General features: G+C 55.4%; 25 protein-coding genes and 2 pseudogenes. 13 read left to right on the top strand and 14 right to left on the bottom strand.

Going from position 1 to position 21,835, the window contains the following annotated elements; translation table 11 throughout:
• Positions 1 to 2: 2 nt before the first annotated feature.
• The 5 genes from AMD14_RS08165 to AMD14_RS08150 all read right to left on the bottom strand — a co-directional run bounded on the left by AMD14_RS08165 (position 3) and on the right by AMD14_RS08150 (position 4,381).
• A protein-coding gene (locus tag AMD14_RS08165) for an IS3 family transposase (protein WP_234705910.1) occupies positions 3 to 1,090 on the bottom strand; the annotation gives its coding sequence in 2 pieces (ribosomal slippage) (positions 3 to 838 and positions 838 to 1,090; 1,089 coding nt in all).
• Positions 1,091 to 1,267: 177 nt separating this feature from the next.
• Positions 1,268 to 2,041 (bottom strand): hypothetical protein, encoded by a 774-nt coding sequence (locus tag AMD14_RS23055; RefSeq protein WP_011050962.1) that lies wholly within the window; start codon positions 2,039 to 2,041, stop codon positions 1,268 to 1,270.
• On the bottom strand, positions 1,993 to 2,886 hold the full coding sequence (locus AMD14_RS25250) for a hypothetical protein (RefSeq protein WP_223293161.1): 894 nt from the start codon (positions 2,884 to 2,886) through the stop codon (positions 1,993 to 1,995). Before AMD14_RS25250 ends, AMD14_RS23055 begins: the two co-directional genes overlap by 49 nt.
• Positions 2,873 to 3,931: a Fic family protein gene (locus AMD14_RS23050; RefSeq protein WP_234705902.1), complete on the bottom strand. Its 1,059-nt coding sequence runs from the start codon at positions 3,929 to 3,931 to the stop codon at positions 2,873 to 2,875. The genes AMD14_RS25250 and AMD14_RS23050 overlap by 14 nt, the downstream gene beginning before the upstream one ends.
• A gap of 153 nt (positions 3,932 to 4,084) precedes the next feature.
• A complete protein-coding gene (locus AMD14_RS08150) occupies positions 4,085 to 4,381 on the bottom strand; it encodes a helix-turn-helix domain-containing protein (RefSeq protein WP_011050959.1) in 297 nt (98 codons plus the stop codon).
• A gap of 171 nt (positions 4,382 to 4,552) precedes the next feature.
• Here AMD14_RS08150 and AMD14_RS08145 point away from each other — a divergent pair, with 171 nt between their 5' ends.
• From AMD14_RS08145 to AMD14_RS08130, 6 genes are all read left to right on the top strand, one after another.
• Positions 4,553 to 4,864 carry a hypothetical protein gene (locus tag AMD14_RS08145; protein WP_015463019.1) on the top strand — a complete coding sequence of 104 codons (312 nt, stop codon included), beginning with the start codon at positions 4,553 to 4,555 and terminating at the stop codon, positions 4,862 to 4,864.
• Between the two features lie 42 nt (positions 4,865 to 4,906).
• Positions 4,907 to 5,299, top strand: coding sequence for a hypothetical protein (locus AMD14_RS08140; RefSeq protein WP_015463018.1), 393 nt, complete (start codon positions 4,907 to 4,909; stop codon positions 5,297 to 5,299).
• 689 nt (positions 5,300 to 5,988) lie between these two features.
• Positions 5,989 to 6,180 (top strand): antitoxin VbhA family protein, encoded by a 192-nt coding sequence (locus AMD14_RS24610; protein WP_015472316.1) that lies wholly within the window; start codon positions 5,989 to 5,991, stop codon positions 6,178 to 6,180.
• Positions 6,181 to 6,365: 185 nt separating this feature from the next.
• A complete protein-coding gene (locus tag AMD14_RS08135) occupies positions 6,366 to 7,700 on the top strand; it encodes a site-specific integrase (RefSeq protein ID WP_011050957.1) in 1,335 nt (444 codons plus the stop codon).
• Positions 7,701 to 7,989: 289 nt separating this feature from the next.
• Positions 7,990 to 8,877, top strand: coding sequence for a hypothetical protein (locus AMD14_RS24605; RefSeq protein WP_125459536.1), 888 nt, complete (start codon positions 7,990 to 7,992; stop codon positions 8,875 to 8,877).
• A 19-nt stretch (positions 8,878 to 8,896) separates the two neighbouring features.
• A complete protein-coding gene (locus AMD14_RS08130) occupies positions 8,897 to 9,877 on the top strand; it encodes a hypothetical protein (RefSeq protein ID WP_011050955.1) in 981 nt (326 codons plus the stop codon).
• A 362-nt stretch (positions 9,878 to 10,239) separates the two neighbouring features.
• On the opposite strand, the gene AMD14_RS08125 is transcribed toward AMD14_RS08130, so the two are convergent.
• Entirely contained in the window at positions 10,240 to 10,644 is a 405-nt protein-coding gene (locus tag AMD14_RS08125) for an H-NS histone family protein (protein ID WP_011050954.1), read from the bottom strand.
• Positions 10,645 to 10,813: 169 nt separating this feature from the next.
• Between AMD14_RS08125 and AMD14_RS24600 the strand changes: the two genes are divergently transcribed.
• Positions 10,814 to 11,047, top strand: a complete 234-nt coding sequence (locus AMD14_RS24600; RefSeq protein WP_015472326.1) for a hypothetical protein — start codon at positions 10,814 to 10,816, stop codon at positions 11,045 to 11,047.
• Here AMD14_RS24600 and AMD14_RS08120 read toward each other — a convergent pair.
• From AMD14_RS08120 to AMD14_RS08110, 3 genes are all read right to left on the bottom strand, one after another.
• On the bottom strand, positions 11,030 to 11,212 hold the full coding sequence (locus AMD14_RS08120) for a hypothetical protein (RefSeq protein ID WP_015463017.1): 183 nt from the start codon (positions 11,210 to 11,212) through the stop codon (positions 11,030 to 11,032). The two genes, AMD14_RS24600 and AMD14_RS08120, sit on opposite strands and share 18 nt — an antisense overlap.
• A gap of 67 nt (positions 11,213 to 11,279) precedes the next feature.
• Entirely contained in the window at positions 11,280 to 12,107 is an 828-nt protein-coding gene (locus AMD14_RS08115) for an ImmA/IrrE family metallo-endopeptidase (protein WP_011050953.1), read from the bottom strand.
• Positions 12,100 to 12,429, bottom strand: a complete 330-nt coding sequence (locus tag AMD14_RS08110) for a helix-turn-helix domain-containing protein (protein ID WP_011050952.1) — start codon at positions 12,427 to 12,429, stop codon at positions 12,100 to 12,102. Before AMD14_RS08110 ends, AMD14_RS08115 begins: the two co-directional genes overlap by 8 nt.
• A gap of 127 nt (positions 12,430 to 12,556) precedes the next feature.
• On the opposite strand from AMD14_RS08110, the gene AMD14_RS25010 reads away from it, so the two are divergent.
• The 4 genes and pseudogenes from AMD14_RS25010 to AMD14_RS25470 all read left to right on the top strand — a co-directional run.
• Complete coding sequence (locus AMD14_RS25010; RefSeq protein WP_015463016.1) at positions 12,557 to 12,727, top strand: hypothetical protein; 171 nt, start codon at positions 12,557 to 12,559, stop codon at positions 12,725 to 12,727.
• 112 nt (positions 12,728 to 12,839) lie between these two features.
• Complete coding sequence (locus AMD14_RS08105) at positions 12,840 to 13,124, top strand: hypothetical protein (RefSeq protein WP_011050951.1); 285 nt, start codon at positions 12,840 to 12,842, stop codon at positions 13,122 to 13,124.
• Between the two features lie 1,516 nt (positions 13,125 to 14,640).
• Positions 14,641 to 14,778: pseudogene (locus tag AMD14_RS25475) on the top strand (asparagine synthase-related protein); the annotation flags it as partial.
• An 86-nt stretch (positions 14,779 to 14,864) separates the two neighbouring features.
• A pseudogene (locus AMD14_RS25470) lies at positions 14,865 to 14,936 on the top strand (hypothetical protein); the annotation flags it as partial.
• A gap of 531 nt (positions 14,937 to 15,467) precedes the next feature.
• Here the strand turns inward: AMD14_RS25470 and AMD14_RS25005 are convergent.
• The gene (locus tag AMD14_RS25005) at positions 15,468 to 15,644 is read right to left on the bottom strand and encodes a hypothetical protein (protein WP_003483614.1); all 177 of its coding nucleotides are present in this window, start codon (positions 15,642 to 15,644) and stop codon (positions 15,468 to 15,470) included.
• Positions 15,645 to 15,722: 78 nt separating this feature from the next.
• The gene (locus AMD14_RS24585; protein WP_015472329.1) at positions 15,723 to 15,971 is read right to left on the bottom strand and encodes a hypothetical protein; all 249 of its coding nucleotides are present in this window, start codon (positions 15,969 to 15,971) and stop codon (positions 15,723 to 15,725) included.
• Positions 15,972 to 16,170: 199 nt separating this feature from the next.
• On the opposite strand from AMD14_RS24585, the gene AMD14_RS08095 reads away from it, so the two are divergent.
• Entirely contained in the window at positions 16,171 to 17,826 is a 1,656-nt protein-coding gene (locus AMD14_RS08095) for a sensor domain-containing diguanylate cyclase (protein ID WP_033482736.1), read from the top strand.
• A 191-nt stretch (positions 17,827 to 18,017) separates the two neighbouring features.
• Here AMD14_RS08095 and AMD14_RS08090 read toward each other — a convergent pair whose 3' ends face one another.
• Complete coding sequence (locus AMD14_RS08090) at positions 18,018 to 18,323, bottom strand: hypothetical protein (protein WP_040107596.1); 306 nt, start codon at positions 18,321 to 18,323, stop codon at positions 18,018 to 18,020.
• Positions 18,324 to 18,417: 94 nt separating this feature from the next.
• On the opposite strand from AMD14_RS08090, the gene AMD14_RS08085 reads away from it, so the two are divergent.
• The gene (locus AMD14_RS08085) at positions 18,418 to 19,392 is read left to right on the top strand and encodes a GGDEF domain-containing protein (protein ID WP_005919921.1); all 975 of its coding nucleotides are present in this window, start codon (positions 18,418 to 18,420) and stop codon (positions 19,390 to 19,392) included.
• Positions 19,393 to 19,648: 256 nt separating this feature from the next.
• On the opposite strand, the gene AMD14_RS08080 is transcribed toward AMD14_RS08085, so the two are convergent.
• Together AMD14_RS08080 and AMD14_RS08075 are read right to left on the bottom strand one after the other, a co-directional pair.
• Complete coding sequence (locus AMD14_RS08080) at positions 19,649 to 21,073, bottom strand: efflux transporter outer membrane subunit (RefSeq protein WP_011050946.1); 1,425 nt, start codon at positions 21,071 to 21,073, stop codon at positions 19,649 to 19,651.
• A complete protein-coding gene (locus AMD14_RS08075) occupies positions 21,067 to 21,798 on the bottom strand; it encodes an SDR family oxidoreductase (RefSeq protein ID WP_003483598.1) in 732 nt (243 codons plus the stop codon). Before AMD14_RS08075 ends, AMD14_RS08080 begins: the two co-directional genes overlap by 7 nt.
• Positions 21,799 to 21,835 lie beyond the last annotated feature (37 nt).

Below are 21,835 nucleotides of genomic sequence, written 5' to 3'. Positions count from 1 at the left end.
AGCTACGCGGCCATCGCCAATTTCATTGCTGGGGTGATACCGCCGAGCACCATGTTGGGGCGCTCATGGTTGTACGTCCATAGCCAGCGCGTGGCCTTGTCCTGAACCTGCTCGATGGTGTCGAACAATGTTGTGGCCAGCCAGGCGTAGCGGACGGTGCGGTTGTAACGTTCGACGTAGGCATTTTGCTGCGGTTTGCCCGGCTGGATGTGCTCGATCCGAATGCCGCGCTGCTGTGCCCAAGCTAGCAGCGCGCCGCTGATGTACTCCGGGCCGTTGTCGCAGCGAATGGCGTTTGGCTTGCCGCGCCAGTCGATGATCTGATCCAACGAGCGGATCACCCGGGCCGATGGCAGCGACAGGTCGACCTCGATGCCCAGACCCTCGCGATTGAAGTCGTCGAGCACGTTAAATAACCGGAAGCTGCGACCATCGGCCAACTGGTCGTGCATGAAATCCATCGACCAGACCTGGTTGATCGCCTCCGGTACCGACAACGGCTCTGGCCGCTCACGTACCAGTCGTTTCTTTGGCTTGATCCGCAGGTTCAACTCCAGCTCCCGGTAGATGCGGTACACCCGCTTGTGGTTCCAGCCGAAGCCCTTCACGTTACGCAGGTGCAAAAAGCATAGGCCGAACCCCCAATCACGATAGGTCGTGGTCAACCGGACAAGCCAATCGGCAATCTGGACGTTCTCCTCGCTGGCCTTGGCTTGATAGCGGTAGCAGGTCTGGCTGACCTCAAACGCCTGGCAGGCGTGCCGGATGCTCATCGCCTTGTTCGCCACCGCCCATCGGGCCATCTCCCGGCGTTGAGATGGCCTCACCATTTTTTTGCCATCGCCTCACGAAGTACTTCGGCAGTCATTTGCGATTCGGCGTACATCTTCTTCAGGCGCCGGTTCTCGTCCTGCAGCTCCTTGAGCTGGGACATCAGCGACGCATCCATGCCGCCGAACTTGCTGCGCCACTTATAAAACGTTGCCGAGCTGATGCCGTGTTCTCGGCACAACTCCGGCACTGACGCGCCGGCCTCGGCCTGCTTGAGGACGGCGATGATCTGGCTGTCGGTGAAACGGGATGTCTTCATGGAACCTCCTCAGAAAAGGGTACGAGAAAATTCCACTTCTGGCGTCAGCTAACCTGTGGGGGGATTACCGAGCGTCAGCTAGGCACAAGCCATTAAGCATCGCATCTAGCTTAAACTACGCAAAAAAAAAATGAGGAGGGTTTCGCCTCCTCATTTTCGTTTATTAGCTAGACTCTTTTACTCAACAGGCCTTGGAGACGGACGCTGATATTTAGAAAATGTCTTGTAAAGCGAGGCTGCGCGCTCATCGGCAGCAACGCTTTCTACACTGCTCAGCCCTCGCAGAGCAATGTCGGCAGACGCTTTGCCGTCGCCCAACAAATAGGCTAGGCGTAGATACGCGGCGCTATCGATCAGATTTTTATCCTTTGTGTCGCTGGCATAAATATCCGACAGCCCATAATACGAATACAAGTTTCCAGCAGATGCCGCATTCCTTAAAATGCCAAGCCCCTCTTGGAAATGGCCACTCGTTGCCGTCTTCTTTCCATAAATAACAGTTGCGGCCTTATTACCTGCCTGCGACTCTGCTTTCAGCTGATCCAAAGTCAACTTATCCAGTCGTGCAAGTTCGGCCTCAGTCGGATAACCGTTAGACAAAAGCCAATTTGCCTCGGCATCCGAGTTGGCCACCAGCGGGCCACTTGCCTTGCAGGCACTGTTGCCACCCTGACACAAATACTGCTTAGCATCTTGCACGCCGCTAGGCTGGGCTACCTTTGCCGCCTGCTGCGCTCCATCCACAGCTGTGCCGTGGTCAGCATTTGCAGTCATAGAAGTTTCAGCCGGGGATGATGCTGTGTTGCTGTTTTCCGCTGGCTTGTCGGCCTTTCCGCACGCAGCAAGCGCGCCGGAAAGCAGTGCCATGGACAAGATCATTTTTGCTTTCATAGTTATATCCATCATAGACTGCACTGATTTTGCTGGAAGTTGGTCCACCATGCGGAGCATGCACCGTCAGCAGATGTGACTTTCCATTTTACGCCGATTGAGTTGTCCAAGCTCCCTGAACTTATCACTGCTCCTGGCACATAGCTTTCAAGATTGACTGCATAGCGCTTTGACCAATCGATGAAAAACTGCACAAAATTCATCTGATCGTCTGCTTCAATATCAAGCGCCTTCATAATCTCGAAGCAATAATACTCAGGAACGGTCAGCTGGCCGGGAATTCGATACTTGCTAGACTCAATACTCTCCAACTCGCAGACTTGCTTTATGTCTTCTCGAAAAACCTTGGTCGCATCCTTAAAAGACATGCCTGGATTTGCGTAATTTTCCGTCTGTTTATTTAACGCGAAGTCCATCAGCCAAGCGGCAGTTGCATTGGGGGCAGCTGTCGTCCCGTTAGGGCCAAATGCCCTGCCCTGAGAGTAGCCAATGGCCATGAGCACCGTCGATTTGCCGTTAATGCTTGCTCCTGGCAATTTATCTTGGGCGTAGGTCGCGCCAGTTGGAAGCGGGATCGGGTTCGGACACATAGCCGGTTTAGTGGCTCTCAGGTTTGCGCAAACCACCTCAGGATCCTCTCCACTACCGCCACCACCACCATTGTCACCGCCACCATCGCCTGGATCTGGATAGTAAGGCGGTGGCGGATTTTCAATCGGTGGTGGTATGTAGGGAGGCGGCACTTCAACAGGCGGCATTGTTGTGGTCCCGTCGGTGTCCGAGGCTGATGCCAAGGGCGACAACACGCTTGCTGCACCAGCCAAGATCAATGTCAGATAAATGGTTCGCCTGATCGCAGCTTTAAGCTGCTTGGGCTTGCCGTCCTGCGACTCATTCAATTTCATAACTATCCTTATTAATAGAGCGATCAATTCCCATGATCAGGATTTCAAGCTCGGCTGAGTAAAATATCCCCTGTTCCTGTTCCAAAAGCGCCGGTAGACGCCCCATAATTTTTGCAGCAAGCGCTGGACTGCATGCATTTTTGCCAGCACTAAGCGTTTCTACGGATACATATCCGTATGAGAGAAGCGACCACAGCGCTCTCGGATCTAAACCAGCTGTTGCTAAGTCAGAAATTTTTTGCAAGATCAATTTGATTTGATCCAACCACGCTTCTGAATTACTGAGATTTCGACTTGTTGCCGTCAAGGATGCATGCATCCAGGTTTGACCTGTTCGCTGTTTGGCAAAGACCAGGCAGTGAGCAATGTATAGTGGATAAAAATTTCGATAGCGTCCCGCAAGATTAATCAAGAGAGTGCGAGTCACCCGTCCATTGGTGTCACTGAGCGGATGGATACAGATTATCTGATACGCAATGGCTTCGAAAAATGCGCAGTTGACCGGCTGGGCGCTCTTGCCTTGTAGCAAATCTTCAAGGTTTTTCAAAAGAGAAGGCAGTTGATCTGCCTGCGGTAAAACAAGCCACGCTTCTGACGGTTTCTTACCACCAACCCATGCATTATCTGTACGGCTTCTGACTTGGCTATTGCCTAAATTTTTGGCCAAATTTAATGACCAATTTAAAATACCATGCGTATCTGGAAGTCCTGCTCTGAGGGACGCATTGATGGCTGACGCCGCTTGGCGACTTGCCCTCAAATCAGGAATCGAGGCGAACTTCCAACTCCCTCTGCATACGTGAATTAGCCTGGAAGATATGGCTGAAAGGTAACCGACGCATTGTGCATCTGACTCAAAGCGTTGGTAATCCCCTATTTTTTCATGGGTTCGAAGTGGTGGCTCCAACAGCGCTGGCGTATAGACCGAAAAGGACGCATCGAGCCAAACAGAAGCGTCAGGCGCATCGCGTCGTCCTGGAAGTGGCGCAAAGGCCAAATCAAGCGGCGCTAACTCAAAATTTCCATCCATAAAATTTCGACGCACTGACGAAGCCCGGGCAACATGCCCTGACAACTATGTCAAAGCAAGGCAAAAATCACACGAAAAGTGATACGCGTCACATAAATCATCAAAACTCGATGATTATCAGAAAACCCCTACAACCACTGCGCACTTCACCGACAAACGTGATGCCAGTTAGCGCACACGATTTGTCTTGGAGCGAGACTTGATATCAGCCAAGAGCGCGTGCTGGTCTTTGGCGGGAAGCTGCATGAACTCCTGGATGAGTTCTGCCAGTTCGTCTGTCTCTGCATAAAGGTAGGCAAGCGAGACGCCAAGAGCGTCTGCCATTTTCTGAGCCGTCTCACTATCGCACTCATGCACTGCCCGCTCGTATCGATTGATGCGAACGCCTGCGACATCTTCTGGTAGTCCCATGAGCACTCCTAAGGCCTTTTGGCTGAGCCGAAGTGTCTTCCTCCGCTTCTTCATACGGGCGGCGAAGACGACACGAACACTGCGAGCGTTGGGAGAAGTCATACCCCAAGGATGAACGTAAGCTACGTTGTTCGTAAATTACGTTGCCCGTATGTTACGTTTAGCGTATCTTTTGCTTCGTTGCAACCCCCGTGGTTACACCCACCCAAGGCAAAGGACCCAACCATGTCGAAGCTTCATGTCTCCCTCGTCACCTTGCTCATTGCGGGGCTGACAGCCTGCTTGGCAGGTGGCCCGGCTCAGACCGAAAGAGAGCATGCATTTCTGCAATATGTGAAAGACAACGGCAGCGACGACGCCAGGATTGAAGACTTCAAGAGTGGCAAGTGCACAAAGGCAGAAGACGCACCCAGCTTTTCTTGCGATGTCAGTGCCAAAGTTCGGGCGATGGGCCGCGATTTTGGGCACGAAATGGACGGGGTCTATACCTTTACCCAAGTGGGCGGCGTTTGGAAGGTGACCCGTCGCATCCAGTGACGACCACCTCTTTGATATTTCCTTCCCCATTTTGGAACTTCGATGACGGTCTGGACCTTCCTCCTTCTCCTGCTGGTTGGCGGCGCATTTTTTATTGTTATTGGATCGGTGGTGGCTTTGAAGCTGCACGGTGAGCGTGCGGGTTTTAAAGAAAATTATCAGCGATTCCATTTTAATAAGCGCACCGCTATTGCCATTTCCACAGCTCGCTCATCCATCAAATTTAAAATGGCCAGTGTTTCAAAGACTTATCAGTTTTCGGATGTTCGCTCATGGGATAAGCATTGGCACCGATCGAAGCATGTGGGAACGATTACTGTGAATGTCCGGGACATCGACCACCCGAGTTGGACGGTCAAATTTGGAAACGAGCGCGAGATGGACAAATGGTATGAACTCATTCGACAAGCCGTCAATGAGGGACTAAAGCTCTAAATAATATGGTTTGACACAGTAAAAGTTGGCCCCAGTCGGGGCCTTTCTTTTTTTAAACAAGACAGTCAACCTGCACGACTAGTTAGAAATCCCCCTCTCCCACTCATCCTTCATTTCGTTCAAATTTGCAGCCTCGCCACAAAAATTCTCATCTATCTCATTCAAATCGGCCATAAGCCATGATGTAAAAAAAGGCCGATCTCAAAGCAGCAGAAGAGTGAAGTCTCAACTCTACTAGGCAGAACTAGCCCCAGCCTTAGATGATACCTAATTCACAAGAATCGGATCGGGCTATGCCGCCTCGCGGCGATTCCTGCATGGACTCAGGAATCACGTTGACTGGAGCTGATTCTGGATTATAAATCTAGCATGGGCAGAAAAGCGACGCCGACTGAGTATCATCTCACCAAGCCTCTTATTGGTGAAGAAGAGCGAGCGTTCCGGACTGAAATGGTAGAAACAACTTATAAAGTCCTCAGAGCCAACAATGTTCGTCCACCCAAGCGGGTGAAGCACCTATCCCAACTCTATGTCGATGGCCTAATTAGCGATAAAGAGCTGAGCGCACTATTGAACGCTCGCGTTTCTAAGTGATTGAACAGCACAGCAAAACAGCCACTAGCATAGTTGACCGACCGCAATTTCGCATTATAACTATTGAAACAAAGCGATTCGCAGGAGGAATCCAAATGGCGACACATAAAATCAGCGAACAAGAGAGAAGAGAGCGAGCAAATCAAGTTCAGCGCGCGAAGGAAGCGCTTGCGTTAACGGGCGACGAAATATCCTTACCAACAGAAAAGCTGGCGCAGCTTTTCATTGAAGGTGAAATTGACGCAGATGAACTCGAAAGTCTCGTTGAAGGCGGCACAATCCACTAAGTAGAAAAAAGTCAAAAAACTATTTAATTAGTTAAACGCAACACGGAAACCCACGCCAGCTCTACCAAGAGGACCAATATGGTTATAAATTAAACCGCCTCATAGATACGAAGTTTGGTTGATTTTAAGGCTTCCCCATTGACACACCTCTGCTCCTCATTAAGTTTGGTGTTCAAAGGTGGCTCATGAAAAAAGATCAAATCGAAAATAATTTAAACGAACGGCAATGCAGTGTGTCTCGGGTGATATCGGGCAACTTGGTGCTCGAAGGCTTCACGGTTCAAGGGCCAAACGCCGATCAGCGTTTCGTAAGAATGATCAAGCAACTGCGTATGGCACAGGGCTTGACCAACTCATCTTCCCCGAATACTTCTGGCGATCTCCATCTTCTAGAAGACGAAATCAAAAAGTATCGGCGAGACATCAAACGAGAGAAAAAAGGTCTTGGCGGCATCGTCGGACTTACCCAAACCCTCAGCATCACTGCTAGCGTTATTGGCAACATTCCTGTCGATCAGATCAACCAAGACCACATTCGCTCAGTGCTCGATAGCTTTCAGTGGTGGCCCAAAAATGCAAAGTCCAGAAAAGAGTTTCGTGGCATGAGCACCACGGAGGTTCTTGCCATAGGCCGGTCACGCAAACCAGTGACCATTGCAGCTAGCACTTACAACAACCATCTCGCGAGGATCTGTGCATTCTTTCAACGACAAATTGTAATGGGTGTGATCAAAAATTCTCCCTGCATTGGCGTCGCCACGAGAATTGACACGTCAACAGAGAGAAAAAGCAGAAGGCCGCTCTACATCGAAGAATTAGCTGCGATTTTTGAACCGATTGAATTTAAGCGTTGGGTTAAAGATCGTCCAGAACGGTGGTGGGTGCCGCAGCTTTGTCTCTACACAGGTGCCCGAGCCAGCGAAATTGCCCAGCCTCGACTTGCCGATATTGCTACCATTGATGGCATCAGCTGCATCACCATTCGCGTTACTCAAAAAGAACAGCGTGTCAAAAATAAGCCCTCTGTTCGCGTCATTCCACTGGCTCAACCACTGATCGATGCAGGCTTCCTTATCTATGTCGAAGAAGTTAGAGCAACCAAACATCCGCGCCTGTTCCCCCATCTCGATGCCGGCTATAAGCTTTATGAGGGTGAAGCCTTCTACCTGGGTTATGGTGACAAAGTTATCCGGGACTTCTGTAAGCGCCTTAAACAAATGGGGTTTGATAAAGGCATCGGCTCCCATGCTTTCCGCCATACCTTTTCAACAAATTTAACCAAACATGGGATCGGTGTGGCAGAAGTGGCTTTGGTTACCGGCCACGCTGTTCAAGGATCGAAGCCAGACAGCGTGCATGTTCCAGGACTACAAACCTACATTGACCGGGATCAATGTCCTCCCGAACTTAAAGCAATATATTCGACAGTTTCGAGATTTAATCCAGGCGTCGAATTGCCCGCCTACACCCCTGGACAATTTGCAAAAGCATTATCAAATAAAAAGTTGTTTAAAGCATGAAAAAATCAATTATCAAATAATTTACCAGGCCCTAACAAGACCTTGGACAGATAATTGATGTCAGAAAATCCCTACACTTCCATGCGACAATCCCTGACTGGAAGATTAACAAACCTAAGCAGATATTTCCTTATAATGATCAGGGGCGACAACATCTCCTTAAAAGATGCATCTGATTTAAAATAATTCATATGCGCCCTTTGCATGATTAACTTGGATTGGAAAAAATCCCCCTCGCCTCAACTCAAATATTCATTTTATTTTCCGCTAACGGATGCATTGGAGAGATATGCGCACAAAATTAGGAGTTTTAATTGTTGCGGCCATGGCGATATGTGGCCAAGCAAAAGCTCAGGTAGCTTGTGACGGCTGTTCAGCCGCAGAGATGTTCGCACAAGGGCAATCATTAGTAACTAAGGTTGCTTACCGCAGCGCTCACCCCCCGGTTTACATTACCAACATACAAGATGGCACTGTTATCAAGGTGATGTATGGCCACAATGTAAATCAGAACTTTAATTGGGAAACCGATGTTTTCAGGGCTTGGGGTATCAACTCTCCCCTAGAACCACAAGTCGGTCAGTTCATATCCGCAATTCATGCTCAAATGCCGCCTGGCGGGCAGGTGGTGCTTGGCTCTTCCGCAGCGGCGACATCGGCGTCTCGTAGCAGGATCAGCGCAGCAGCAGCAGCTGACTATCCACAATCAGCTTATGAAGCAATCGCTAGCCCATCATACGACGTAGTTATTCACAATCGCGTAGAAGGGTCTTTGGCAGGCGCTATTAATTCGTATCAGCAAGGTTTGTTAGCTATGCCCCTCATTAAGGGCTTCAATGCTGCGGCTGTTCCGATATCTGTGCGCGTTGTATTTGCTGATGGAACTACGGCGCGCTATATCTGGAAACCTGAGACGAAGATGTGGACTCGTATCCCCGGGACTGCACGTGACAACTTCAACAATATCATTCCAGAAACGGTGCAAGATATCACGGGTGGCGGCTATCGCGAGTATGTGTTTGGCCAAGGAAGCAGCAACGACTTGACGCAATTCACTGCTCGTCTCACCCACATGGGTGTGCCTGTCGGAACTGCTGGTGGCACAGGCAATCGAGTTAAGATTGGCTGCTCCTCCGTAAACAACGGCCCTCCAATTTGTGAGATCATGATTTATTAATGAGGATCGCTGGGAGGCAATGCCTCCCAGCTTTTTAATTATGCAAAAAAGAAATTTATCCATTGCAGTAATATTTTCCGTTATCGTGCTAGCTAGCGCAGGCGGATTAATTTATCAGCGTTCAAAAAAAGAAGAACACAACTTTGAAGCTAACGTGCAAGCACGAGCTTCGCACGAGTCACCCGCTAAACCTTCTCGGGCAACCGCCCCACTGCCACCGGGAAATACTCCCTTCCGTCTAGTGGCCGACAACTTGAAAGCACGCGCGCTTAAAGGCGATGCCGGTGCTGCATGCCGCCTGGCATTGGAGTATCAAAAATGCAATTTGGCTCAGCAACAGATCAGCCATGCAGATGATGTAACGTCTACAAGTCAGGACGAAAGCGACGGTGTGCCAGAAATCGCTCTGCCCTTAGATAAGGCGAAATTTTACGCCAACTTGGCCCATTGCGAAGGCACTGAAGAGGTCAATGCTTCAGAAATTTCCAGGATGTGGCGGCGGTCTGCCGAAAATGGAAACTTAGCCGCCATGGTCAACTACGCAGCAGGTAATGCATTTTCCGTAGCCTCTACCTTAGATACTGCTGAGGAGCTGATTATCTATCGAAAGATCGCGCCGCAGATTTCCCGGTCGGCAATTAATCGTGGAAGTGGGTTAGCTCTCCTGAGTTTAGCAGCAGCCTATCAGCCTGAGAACCAAGTGGGAATTCGGTCATACCTGTCACAAGCGGTGGGAGCTGACATTCAGCAGTCTCTCACGCTGTATAAAATGGCAAAAATGGCTGCCACAGGTAGTGATCAGGAGGTCAGTCGTTTTATTGATGATCAAATCGAAAAGCTTGATAGGCGGGCGTCGGCTCTCCAAAGATCGCAGTCTGACTATGAAGCTCGCGAAAGGGTAAGCACTATTGGAAAAATTAACTTGCCCTCTGCAAGGGACATTGCTTGGCTAAGGATAGGATCCGCACCTAGTATCGATTTAAAGGATTGCGAAGACTAGCATTAGCGGAACACCAAGTAAAAGGCGATTTTGGTTTCTACTTGTGCTAGCATGTGCCAATGCCGCTCAGCACGGAGTTTAGCGAATTATGTGGATTAAAGATAAAACTGCTCTTTGGCTTTTCCCCTCCGCCTTACTGAGTATTTTTATATTTAGCGTTTTGACGATTTGGCGATCCCACTTTATTGATTCTGGCCATGAAGTTTACGCCGCATACATCGGTGTTATAGCCTCCGGAATCCTAGCACTAATCTGCGTTCGTCCCTTTACGAGGGCGACGGTTAAAAAGCTGAGAAGTTAGCTCAAAGAGCAACAATTTGACACCAGACGGATCAGTAAAAAGGCCCCTTTCGGGGCCTTTTTTATCCTGGAAACTTCGGAAATTTTTCATCCGGATGCTTTGCCTTCCATTCTTTATAAGCCGCCGATCCTTCGTAAGCTGCAAAAGCGCGTGGAGTCCTACCCCGACCAGACCAAGTTTCTTGCGTGTGGGGAAGCCAATACTTCGGGGCCACTTCCTTGCGAGTGCCGGCTGCTTTCTTCGGGCGGCCAGATCCGCCAACAGAAGCCCCGAGTTGAGCTGCAAGATCTGCTTTCTGCTTGGCGGTAAAGTGCTGGCCGAAGCGGGTCAGCAGATCTGAGGCTTGCTGAAAAGCGTTCGATGCCTCTTCCTCCAACAGATTGGCTTCTTGCTCTTCCAGCTTTCTCAGCTCTTCTGCAAGCTTGGCTTTGGCCGTAGCAATGGAATCTAGGGTTGATTTGGACATCAGAGGATATCTCGTTTGGTAAGTTCTTGAATGATAGATCATTCAATCGCTTAAAGTAAAAGGTCCTATGCCGCTTCTAAGAGCAAGCTATAAGCTTTTGCAAAATTTGTAGACTTGACAAGATTGTCAGGCACCTTATGAATAATATCTCATCCCACTGAGCACATGCATGAAATTTTTGATCGAGGTCATTCCGAAAAAGGATTATCCAAGCAGCCTCACCCTACAACTTGAAGAAAAAGGGTTTGTTGACACAAATTCGCCTCCAGAATTCTTCCATTGCTTTGTAATTGCAGATGATCAGCTGAGCACTACTCCATCTTTTATTCAATGCCCAACGCTCAATGATATCGAACCCGGATCACTCCTCAGAATTACAAAAATGTCAGAGCCTAAGACCTAAATTGGCCTCCGCACAGATCTTGTCCGCCTCCTCTCGACTGTCATACACAGGGCCCACGTGCTTGCCCAATTGAATGTCGAAGATTTGATAACCATCTTTCTTGCCTGGCCGCTTTATCACATCAACACGATAGCGCTTTTTTTTCCCACTTTTAAAACCACCCATCACAATCTCCTTGTTTGAAAAATGAAACGAGGGACAATCTTAGATAATTACAGACACCATCATAGCTTTAATCATCCTCGTCCTCGTCATTTTCTTCCAAGGTCAATAACGTCAAAGTTCTGCCAAAAGAGCCTAGTCCAATCACCTCTTCGATGAGATAGATCCCGCTCTTGGCACCAGAGAACCAATCGCTTGCTTCCGCGCTATCACTGTCCTCTAAGGCCCGTCTTACGCCATCCGGATCGTCAGCCAATCTTCGTGTCGCACTATCCGGGGGAACTTTTGAGCCGCGTCCCAACGGTCTTGCCCAACCCACATGAGATTGAAGGGGATAAATCGCACAAAACTCAACTTTACCGTCTAAGCATTGTAGAACCCCCGTGGGCAGATGCCCGATCTCTGCGTAACGCAGCGCTGCCGCTGTTAAAGACGTATTACATGTGGCTGCCAATGATAAAACGGCAACCATGCCATCGCCGCTTTTATTAACAATCGACTTGCACAGCGACTTGGGCATCATTAAACATGACGCAAAATAATCTGCCTCTCGCTCGATGGGGTCCGAAGACCCGAATCCACCGCGAGAAGCATGTTGTTCACTTTGTTTAAAAATATGTTCTGGATGGCCGTCTAGACAATAGTGGCCTAGCTCATGGGCCACGCTGAAATTCTGAAACCCAGGACTTTCGATGTGGGTAGCATAAATAATGGCAAAATTATTGCCTTGCCTCACAAGCCATCCAGACGCGCCAGAAGAATTGGCTGGTTTCGCATGCACTTGAATATCCAGGTGCTTGGCAATCTCCATTGGATTGATGGGGAGTGACAGCGCTCCTGCATCATTAAGCATGTCCTGCGCTTTGGCTTCGATCTGCTGTCTTCGGTAGCTATCCATCCCTCTTCCTTGTATCGGCTAATGACTTAGCGACGGCTTCAAGCATCTTGATGTCGTCTTCCGTTGCTTGCCCCAAATGGCGAGCAATTCTTGATGCTGCTGCCATGTCATCGGGGCTGTCAACGAGACCCATCAGGTAGTCGGTGCTCACGCCCAAAACTTTCGTTAGACGACGCAAATTATCAAACGAGGGCTTCCTTGATCCACTTTCAAAGTGGGAGATGGTCGTTGACGGCAGACTTGCTTCCTTGCCCAGTTCTGCTTGCGTCAGACCTCGCCTATCCCTGGCCTCTCTCAAACGGGCTGGGAAGAGATCAGACATCGGGTAATCCTAAATTGTGGTGGGCGACAAATCATACTTGACGAAGTCGACAAGGGGGGCGTATTGTCGCTTCCGTCAAGTCTTTGTAGTCGGAATTCTTCTGACTGGCTTGGCAGGAGAAAGTCTTATGAGCACCCGTAAGCCAATCGGAACGACCGCCAAGACTGGCGAAACTTGCCCCGAGAGCGGTGTGTGGCAGCCCTCTGGTTACAGCACCACCGCTCCCATCGCCAAGGGCAATCGCATGCCGCCCTACGATGGAAAAGCCGTGACTTGGGTGTTGAAACAGCACGCCTAAGAGAACAGAGGGGCGGTGGGCCGCCAGCTAACGCCCCTCTATCTTCGATCAGTGATCAGCGACGACTGGTGCTTACAAAAATCCGCAGCAATTTGATCTGGGAGGAAGCGCAATGGCTGTCTACGTCGTAACTTGGAACCTGAACAAAGAACGCAGCAACTATGATGCTGCGCGCCGTCAGTTCATCCAGCACTTGGAACGCCATCCCAATGTGCAGGACAGGGGCTTGGAAAGCGTTCGTTGGGTGGAAAGCACAGGCAGCGCGTTGGCTTTAAGAGACGATCTCCGTCAGAAGCTCGACGACAATGACCGCATTTTTGTGAGCAAGCTAAACGCTAGCCAGAACGACGGATGGCTCAATGAAAATGTCTGGGACTGGATTAAGCGACGCCAGTAGCTTCCTCCATCTAGAGGTATCATCCGAGGTATCAAAGCAAACCCATCCATTGACTTCTAATTTCTTTAGGTTCAAGGGTTTGTCTGAGGGCGTTTACAGGCTCCGCCCACCTCCACCAATGAGCGGACCCACAAGGTCCTGAGAAGGCCGGGAACCCCCGTAAAACAAGGGTTCTCGGCCTTTTTCATGTGCGACGCAGTGCGTACGTGAACGTAGCAGGCCATGCGACGCTGGGGGTACTTTTGGGGGCATGCAGTCGATGGCCAACGTCGACACCCCCACAATGCCCTCACCCACGTTGCGATAGGCCGTGCCAACGCTGCGTTCGGACTCCGCCAGCGCCGGCAAGCGGGCCGATATCCCGGTATCGACTTCGATCAGCGGATGCCTGCGCGCCTTGTCCGCCACGATCTCCGCATAGGGGCAGATATTGGCTGCCGGCGGCGTGGCGGTCGAAAGATCGATCGGGCCAGCGCCATCTGCCACCTGTTCGAGTCATCCCTGCGCCTGGTTGCACGCGGCCATCCACGCGCTCGACATGACGCAGCGCACCGGAGCGACATCGATGCAAAGCGCTCAAAAAAACAGAGCCCTCTCAACCGTTCCTTGATCGATTTCCAGGCGGAATTCAGATACGGCCAGCCCACCATGCGCGCCGCACCGGATCGGGAACGACGTCGCCAGCAAGTCGCGTTGCCCGGCCCAGTGCACCTCTCTATGGTCAAGGGCGGACGGGTCAGATGTCGGACATCTGTGGATTGTGATTGGAACCAAGTTCTCACAAAGACAGCGGCAAGCGAAGACGGCTTGGGAGTGCGATGGTTGCTGTGATGAAGCACCGGGGAGATAAAGCGTGTGTGGCAACCGTTGTTGACGCATCCCTGGTACTTGCCGCACGCGGGAGCTCTGGCACCCCGGGGTCTCGCATGGGCTTTTCTGCCTATGATCCCTATCTTGTTGCCCTCGCTGGACGCGCCAATGGCCTCTCGCCGCTTTACAGGACACGAGATGCTTGTGAAACGACACCTCTGCCGCAAGGATCGCGCAGCGCGTTCAGTCGCTGGGGCCCCGGCGAACCCCAGAGCTCATCGATGGCAGCTTCTGCCTGGCCATCCTTCATCGTCGATCACAGACGCTGTCGCTAGTGCGCGACCGCATCGGTCAATGCAGCCCTGTACTATGGCTGGACACATCAGGGTTTTGTGTTTGCTTCTAAACTCGAAGCAATCGCTTCGTGTCACGGCTTTAGCAACTCGCTAGATCGGAATGCGCTGACACTCTGCTGCGATACGGCTACATTCCATCGCCCTACAGCATCCATCGAGGCATCTTCAAACTACCGGCAGGAACCATTCAAGTTTTCAGCACGCTGGATGTGGAACGCGGTGCGCCTCATCACGACCCTAACGTGGGATCGCGCCACTGGCATGCAAAAAGCAATGTGAGCAACTTGATCCAAGCAAGAGAGCATGTCGCCGAAGAGCGTACGATCAGCCGCCTGCAGGATGCGCTCTCGATGGCGGTTGACCGCGTCGGCGATCGCAAGACTGGTTCATTCCTGTCGGGAGGAACCGATTCCAGCCTCATCACGTCCCTCCTGCAGTCGCAACGCTCAACGCCTGTCGATACCGTGACCATCGGATTTGAGGATGCCGATCACGACGAAATGCATTGGGCGCAGAAGGTCGCGAGCCATCTCGGTACGCGGCATTCCAACAACGCATCAGCGATGAGCAGGCCATGGCCATTCTGCCGGAGATATCGGAGGCGTTTTGCGAACCTTTTGCTGACTCGTCCCAGATTCCGACGCTGCTTGCAGCAGGCTCCGCGCGCCGTCACGTCAGTCACATGCTGACAGGCGATGGAGGCGATGGAGGCGATGGAGGCGATGGAGGCGATGGAGGCGACGAATTATTCTTCGGCCATGCCGCTTGTGCGCGTGCACTGCGCAATGCGCGCTTGACCTCCATGATCCCGGACACTCTGCGCCGTTTGCTGCGTCGCCGGGGCCTCTACACGAAGGAGTCGGCCCGTTTGGGCGGATGGCGAGCGGCCCTAGGGGAGACGATCAGCCGCTCGGTGGAAGAGAGCTACCTGCTCAGAGTCTCGCATTGGCGAAACCCCCACTGCGCCGTGCTTGGCTCCATGGAGTACCCCACGATCTATGACACACCCATGGATCAGCTGACCGTCGGATCCCCAGGCGAGCGCGTTCTCTCTATGGACATTGCCATGGAACTTGGGGAAGGACTCATGACCAAAACGGCCAAGGCCGGGATTCCCCGATGCAGAGGTCCAGGCTTTGGAGATTGCGAAGGACCGATGCAGACTGCACGCACTGCGTCAGTTAGTGACGCGCGCGGCATGTTCGTGCTCATCGCGACGAACCAGGGCGCCTGCCAAGTCGTCGGCAGTTGCACACCGCGGGGCGGCATCGCCGCGGAGTTGATCGAACAAGGCCAGCAACGCGCTTGCTTCGTGTTGCAGCAACGCCAGTGCGCTTTTATTGGGCTCTTCCATTGCACTTGCTCCAGAAACGCTCGACGGCGCCCTGATCAGACCGGAGCAAATCGCGTGCCAGCCGTCAGACCCTGTCGCTCAGGCGTACTCGCGCTGCTCTTGCGCCTTGGCGTGCATGGCTTCCAGCGTGACCATGCCGGCAATGCGGGCGGCTGCCATGGCGCTACGATGGTCGGGAAAGGTCGACGACAGCGCAGCGGCTGCCAAGTTCGCGCCGCGGCCGATGCCGATCTGCGCGATATCCCAGCCGGCCACCCAGCCATGGGCGGGGGTATCGCCTTTGGCGGCATGACAGGTGAGCTGGTAATTGCCTAGAAAAATGACCAACGGGCGCCCTTTTCGGTGACTGCTTGCCAGCATACCGCCACGACGCTACGGCCGGGGGCGATGTGCCGTCTGCCAGCTGACTCGGCAAGCGAAGTGGAGCGTAGGCACGCGGCTTGCATCGGCCTCGACCAGACAATCGTGCCGGGGGAACGCGGTGTTGACCAAAAGAACCAAACGTCGCGCTGCCGGGGCCTTGCTGGTGGGCGGGCTGATCTTTGTCCTGATCGGCGTGGGCGGGTATCTCACGACGCAGCGTTCGCTGTCGGACGCCGGCTGGGTGACGCACACGCAGGAAGTGATTGCCAGCATCGACGAGATCCAGGCGGGCATGCTGTCGGCGGAATCGTCGGCGCGCGGTTATGTCTTGACCGACAACGAGGCCTTTCTGGGCGTGTATGCCGATGCGATCGGCCGCCTGCCCGAGCGCATCGTGCGGCTGGATGCCCTGGTGCAGGACAACCCGACGCAGCGGCGCAATGTGGTCGTGCTGAGCCGTTTGGTGGACGCGCGCCTGGTGCAGATCGACGAGTTATTGCATAGCTATCGCAAGCAAGGCCTGGATGGCGCGCGTGCTGCCATCGCGCGCGGGGTGTTCCAGACCTCTTCATCGCTGCGCCGCCAGGTGCAGACCATGACGGAGCTGGAGCGGCAGCAACTGATCCGGCGCAACGCAGCCACCACCCGCAGCGCACAGTGGGTGCTGTGGGTGACTGTGATCGGCATTGCCAGTGGCTTGCTGGTGATGCTGCTGGCCTACCGCTTGTTGTCGCGCGAGCTGGAACGGCGTACGCGTGCCGAAGACGACGCCAGCCGGACCAGCGAGCGCCTGATCGAGTCGTTTTCCGCACTCGAACGCACCTCCGCTGGCCTGGAGGCGCTGGCACGCTACTCCGGGTTGCTGCAGAACTGCCGCGATGCCGAAGAAGCGCTGGAAATCACTGCACGCACGATTGCACCGCTGATTCCCGGTGCTGCCGGCGCGGTCTACTTGCTACGCGCCTCGCGCGATCGCGCCGAACAGGTGGTCGCCTGGGGCGAGATGGCAGACGACGCCAGTGCCAGCATCGCGCCGGATAACTGCTGGGCGCTGCGCCGCGACCGCACCCATGTGGTGATGGACGCCGGCCAGGGCATGCTGTGCCAGCATGCCGGCGTCAACCTTCCGGCGCATGCGGCCACGGCCTGTATTCCGCTATCGGCGCAGGGCACGCAGTTGGGAATGCTGGCATTGCGTAGCGAAGACCCTGACGATCTTGCCTCGCTGACCGTGGCCGAGGCGGCAGCGGAACAACTCTCCTTGGCGCTGCACAACCTGCGCCTGCGCGAAACGCTGCGCCAGCAATCGATCCGCGACCCGCTGACAGGCCTGTACAACCGCCGCTATCTGGAAGAAACCCTCAGTCACGAATTGGCGCGCTGCACGCGCCGCGAGCTGCCCTTGTCGGTGCTGATGCTGGATGTGGATCACTTCAAGCGGTTCAACGACCTGCACGGGCACAGCGGCGGCGACCGCGTGCTGGCGGCCATTGGCGAATTGTTGCTGGCGCAGACGCGTGGCGAAGACATCTGCTGCCGGTACGGCGGCGAAGAATTGACGATCATCCTGCCCGAAGTCGATCTGCCAACCGCGTGCATGATGGCGGAGAAATTGCGCGCCGGCATCGAGGCCCTGCAGGTCATGGGCGATGGCGTCTGTCTGCCGAAGGTCACCGCCTCGTTCGGCGCGGCCAGCTTTCCCGCTCACGCCAGCACCGTGGCCTCGTTGCTGCAACGGGCGGACGCGGCGCTGTATCGCGCCAAACAGGGTGGCCGCAATCAGGTCGTGAGCGCGGATGGGCTTGCATCCGTGGCCTGAACGCAAGCAGCCGGGCGTGCTGCTGCGGTCTGTCGCAGAGGCCTGTGTCGCGCAGTCGACGCTCAGATCCGCATCGCACGCGCTTGGCTAACCCGGGTGCGAGCGCCTAACGAAGATGCTCGGATCATTCGCCGGCGCGCGCATTGCAGCGACAAACGCTCAAGCAGATGCGCTCATGCCAAGACGAGGCCTCAGCCGCAGGCGTGGCCCGCGTCGTCGGTGGGGATCAGGCCCGCACCGGCCAGCATGCCGTCGATACGCGTGCGCACATAGACGGCATCGTCCTGCGCGGCGCTACTCAGGATCGCTTCGGCACGCGCCTGAAAATCCAGGTAGTCGAAATCCGCATCTTCATCTGCCGACAACTTGGGCAACTCTTCCTGCAACGCGTCCAGGCGCGTGGCCAGTTCTTCGCGGGTGGGCATGCCAGACTCCGACAACCAAAACGATACGTTTGCGGCAGCGCCGTCAAGGATGTGCGAAGCGTTGCGCTGCAACGCTTCACTTTCCTACCCGTTGCGGCCATGAAGGCACGCTCAACTTTGACCGCACTCCGCCGATAATGATGCCGACTCCTATCGAACCTTCCCTGTGATCCTCCACCTGCGGCGGGATTTTCGACTCGGCATCGTCAAGATGCTCGGGCCAATCACCGCGCTGTTGCTTTGCCTCTATGCGGTGTACCTGGCCATGACCGGTCAGGTAGTTGCGTGCCTGGTCACCGCCGCTCTGGGCGTGCTCGCGGTATGGCGCGGCTGGCAGATGCGCAGTGCCGAAGACACCGGCGCCGGCGGCGTGTGGCTGGCGTCGATCAACGTCGGCGGGTGCCTGGTGGCGTGCTGGACCGGTGGCGACGGCGCCCTGCCCTGGCTGTTCCCGGTGCTGGCCACCAATTATTTCCTGTGCGGGCCGCGACGCGCGGTGTTGTTGAGCTTGCCGCTGCTGGCCGCCTTGTTGTTCTTGCCAGGCTTGATTACCAGCCCTGGCCAGGGCGTGTCGACGATCGTGGTGACGCTGGTGACGCTGGCGGTGGGCTACGCGTTTTCGCTGCGGATGCAGGACGACCGCGTGCACCTGGAAGAACTGGCCTCGCTGGATGCGCTGACCGGCTTGCCCAACCGTCGCATGCTGGAACGTGCGCTGACCCACCAGATCGATCAACGCCAACCGCACGACCGGCTCAACAGCCTGATCATCCTGGATCTGGATCACTTCAAGGAGGTCAACGATCTGTACGGGCATGCCGCCGGCGATGCGGCGCTCTCGGATCTGGCTACCATCCTGCGCTTCGAAGTACGCGAACCGCACCAGGTCTTCCGTTTTGGCGGCGAAGAATTCGTGGTGCTGCTGCGTGCCGGCTCGCTGGCCGAACTGGAAGCGGCCACCGAACGCTTGCGCAAGGTGATACGCAACGGCTTGCGCGGACCCGGCGGGCGCATCACCGTCTCGTTGGGCGCGGCGCGCCACGATGGCGAAACGCATTGGCAGGACTGGTTTTCGCGTGCCGATGCAGCGCTGTATCTGGCCAAGAACGGCGGACGCGACAGCGTGCGGGTTGCCGAATAAGCGCCTGGCGGCATGTAAGCGTCCGGGTCTGCGTAGGCACACGCACCTGGCGGATGGGTTACGCATTGGTCGCGAATGCGATGGGGTTGACGAAAGCGCCGGTAGCGCGCCTGTCAGCCGAGGTGCGCGCACTGATGGCGTCGGATGCATGGCCAGCATCGCCAGCCATCAGCCGCACACGTTCGACCGCCCCGCTTGGCTCTGACGCTGCAGCCAGAACTGCGGGACGACCCACTGGCCGCCCCGCACGCATCGCTCAACGATTGACCACGGCCACCGGTGCAGCGGGTGCTTGGTCCTGCTTCCAACCACCGAGCGCCTTGTACACGCCGACCACGCCGACATTCACTGCCGTTTCGGCCTGCGCCAACGCATCGTCGGCAGCCAGTTGGGTGCGCTGCGCATCCAGCAGGGTGAGGAAGTCTTCCGAGCCCTCGCGGTAGCGGATCTGCGCCAGCTGCTCGGCACGCCGCGCGGCATTGGCCTGCTCCACCACGATGGCCAGACGCGCCTGCTGGCGGCCATAGCCGATCAACGCGTTTTCGGTGTCTTCCAGCGCCAGCAGTACGGTTTGCTGATACTGCGCCAACGCGCCTTCGGCCTGCGCCTTGCTGGCACGCAAGCGCGCACGCACGGTGCCGAAATCGAAGGCGGCCCAGCTGATCGACGGGGTGACCGACCAGGCCTTGGCGTTGCCTTCGGTCAACCTGGCCGCGTCGCCGGTCAGGAAGCCGACGAACCCGCTCACGCTGATGCGCGGAAACAGGTCGGCAGTGGCCACGCCCACTTGCGCGGTGGCTGCCGCCAGCCGGCGCTCGGCGCCGCGCACATCCGGACGCTGACGCAGCAAGCCGGCGGTATCGCCCAGCGGCAGCGGGCGCGCGAACGCCGGCATCTCGCGCGCGGCCAAGGTGGCATCCAAGGCATCGGGTTGCTGACCCAGCAACACAGCCAGACGATGGCGATATTGCGCCTCGGCGGTTTCCAGCAGCGGAATATCCGCTTCGATCGCCTTCAACCGCGCAAGGCTGCTCTGCACATCCAGCTCGCTGCCGGCCCCCAGATCCCAACGCGTCTGCGTCAGCTTCTGGGTGTCGCGCAGGTTGGTGAGCGTGCGCTTGGAGACATCCAGCCGCTTCTGGGTACCGCGCAGTTCGAAATAGTTGCGCGCCACTTCGGCAGCAACGGTGACCTGCACGTCCTGTAGGTTGGCCTGCTCGGCATCCAGGTCGGCACGCGCGGCCTCCGATGCACGCCGCTGACGGCCGAACAGGTCCAGCTCCCAGGCCGCATCCAGACCGAGCGTGGTCTGCTCGGTCAGAAAGCGCTGATTGCCGGCGATCACCTGCTGCTGTTCGCGGCGATCGAAGCTGCCCTGCGCAGTGATATGCGGCGCCTGATCCAGACGACGCTCGACGAACACCGCGCGCGCCTGCTTGACGCGCGCCACGGCGATGCGCAGGTCGTGGTTGGCGAACAAGGCGTCGCGCACCAACTGCTCCAGCACCGGGTCGTCGAACTGCGACCACCAGTTGCCCACCGGCGACTGTGCGCTGTATGCCGGGTCTTGCGCGCCCTGCAGCGTCACCGCCGCCGGCGGATCGGGACGGTAATCCAGCCCGACCGCGCAACCGCTGAGCACAAGCGCGGCCAGGGCCACACTCAGGACGTTTCTTACCATGGCAACACCTCTCCCAGATGGGTAAAGCTGCCGGTGGCGCCGTGTGCATCCAACAACGCCATCTGCACGCTGCTATGCGCACCCTGCTCCACTTCGATTTCGCCGCCGCCACCGTTCATGTCGGTCTTGACGTAACCCGGATGCACCGTATTGACCTTGATGGCGGTGTCGCGCAACTCATAGGCCAGATGCACCGTCCAGCTGTTCAACGCGCTCTTGGAAGCGTCGTAGGCAGGAATCTTGAAGTCGTAGATCGGCGAGCCGGGCTGGCTGTGCAAGGTCAGCGACCCGAGGATGCTCGACACGTTGACGATGCGCCCGGCCAGCGAGCGACGCAGCAGCGGCAGGAAGGCCTTGGTTACCTCGACGACTGCGAACAAGTTGGTGTCGAAGGTACGCTTCCACACCTCCAGGCTCTGCTGCGACGGGGCGCGCTGCATGTCCTCGATCATGATGCCGGCGTTGTTGATCAGGATGTCCAGATGGCCATGGCGCTGCTCCACCGTGCCCACCGCGGCGGCGATGCTGATGTCGTCGTTGACGTCGAGCTGGATGGCCTCCACCGGCAGGCCTTCGGCCTGCAATTTCAGTGCGGCGGCCACGGCGTCGTCGCGCTTGCGGCCGGCGAGCAGCGTGTGCACGCCGGCGGTGGCCAATTGCCGAACGGTCTCCAGGCCGATGCCGCGGGTTGCGCCGGTGACCAATGCGATCTTGGTGTTGCTCATGTGTAAATCCTTCGAATGTATGCAGGGGGAAGCAACG

Source organism: Xanthomonas citri pv. citri, assembly GCF_000961215.1.
In the GTDB taxonomy this organism is placed as follows: Bacteria; Pseudomonadota; Gammaproteobacteria; order Xanthomonadales; family Xanthomonadaceae; genus Xanthomonas; species Xanthomonas cissicola.
The sequence above is the reverse complement of the archived record's forward strand: the minus strand, read 5'-3'. Positions and strand labels throughout refer to the sequence as shown.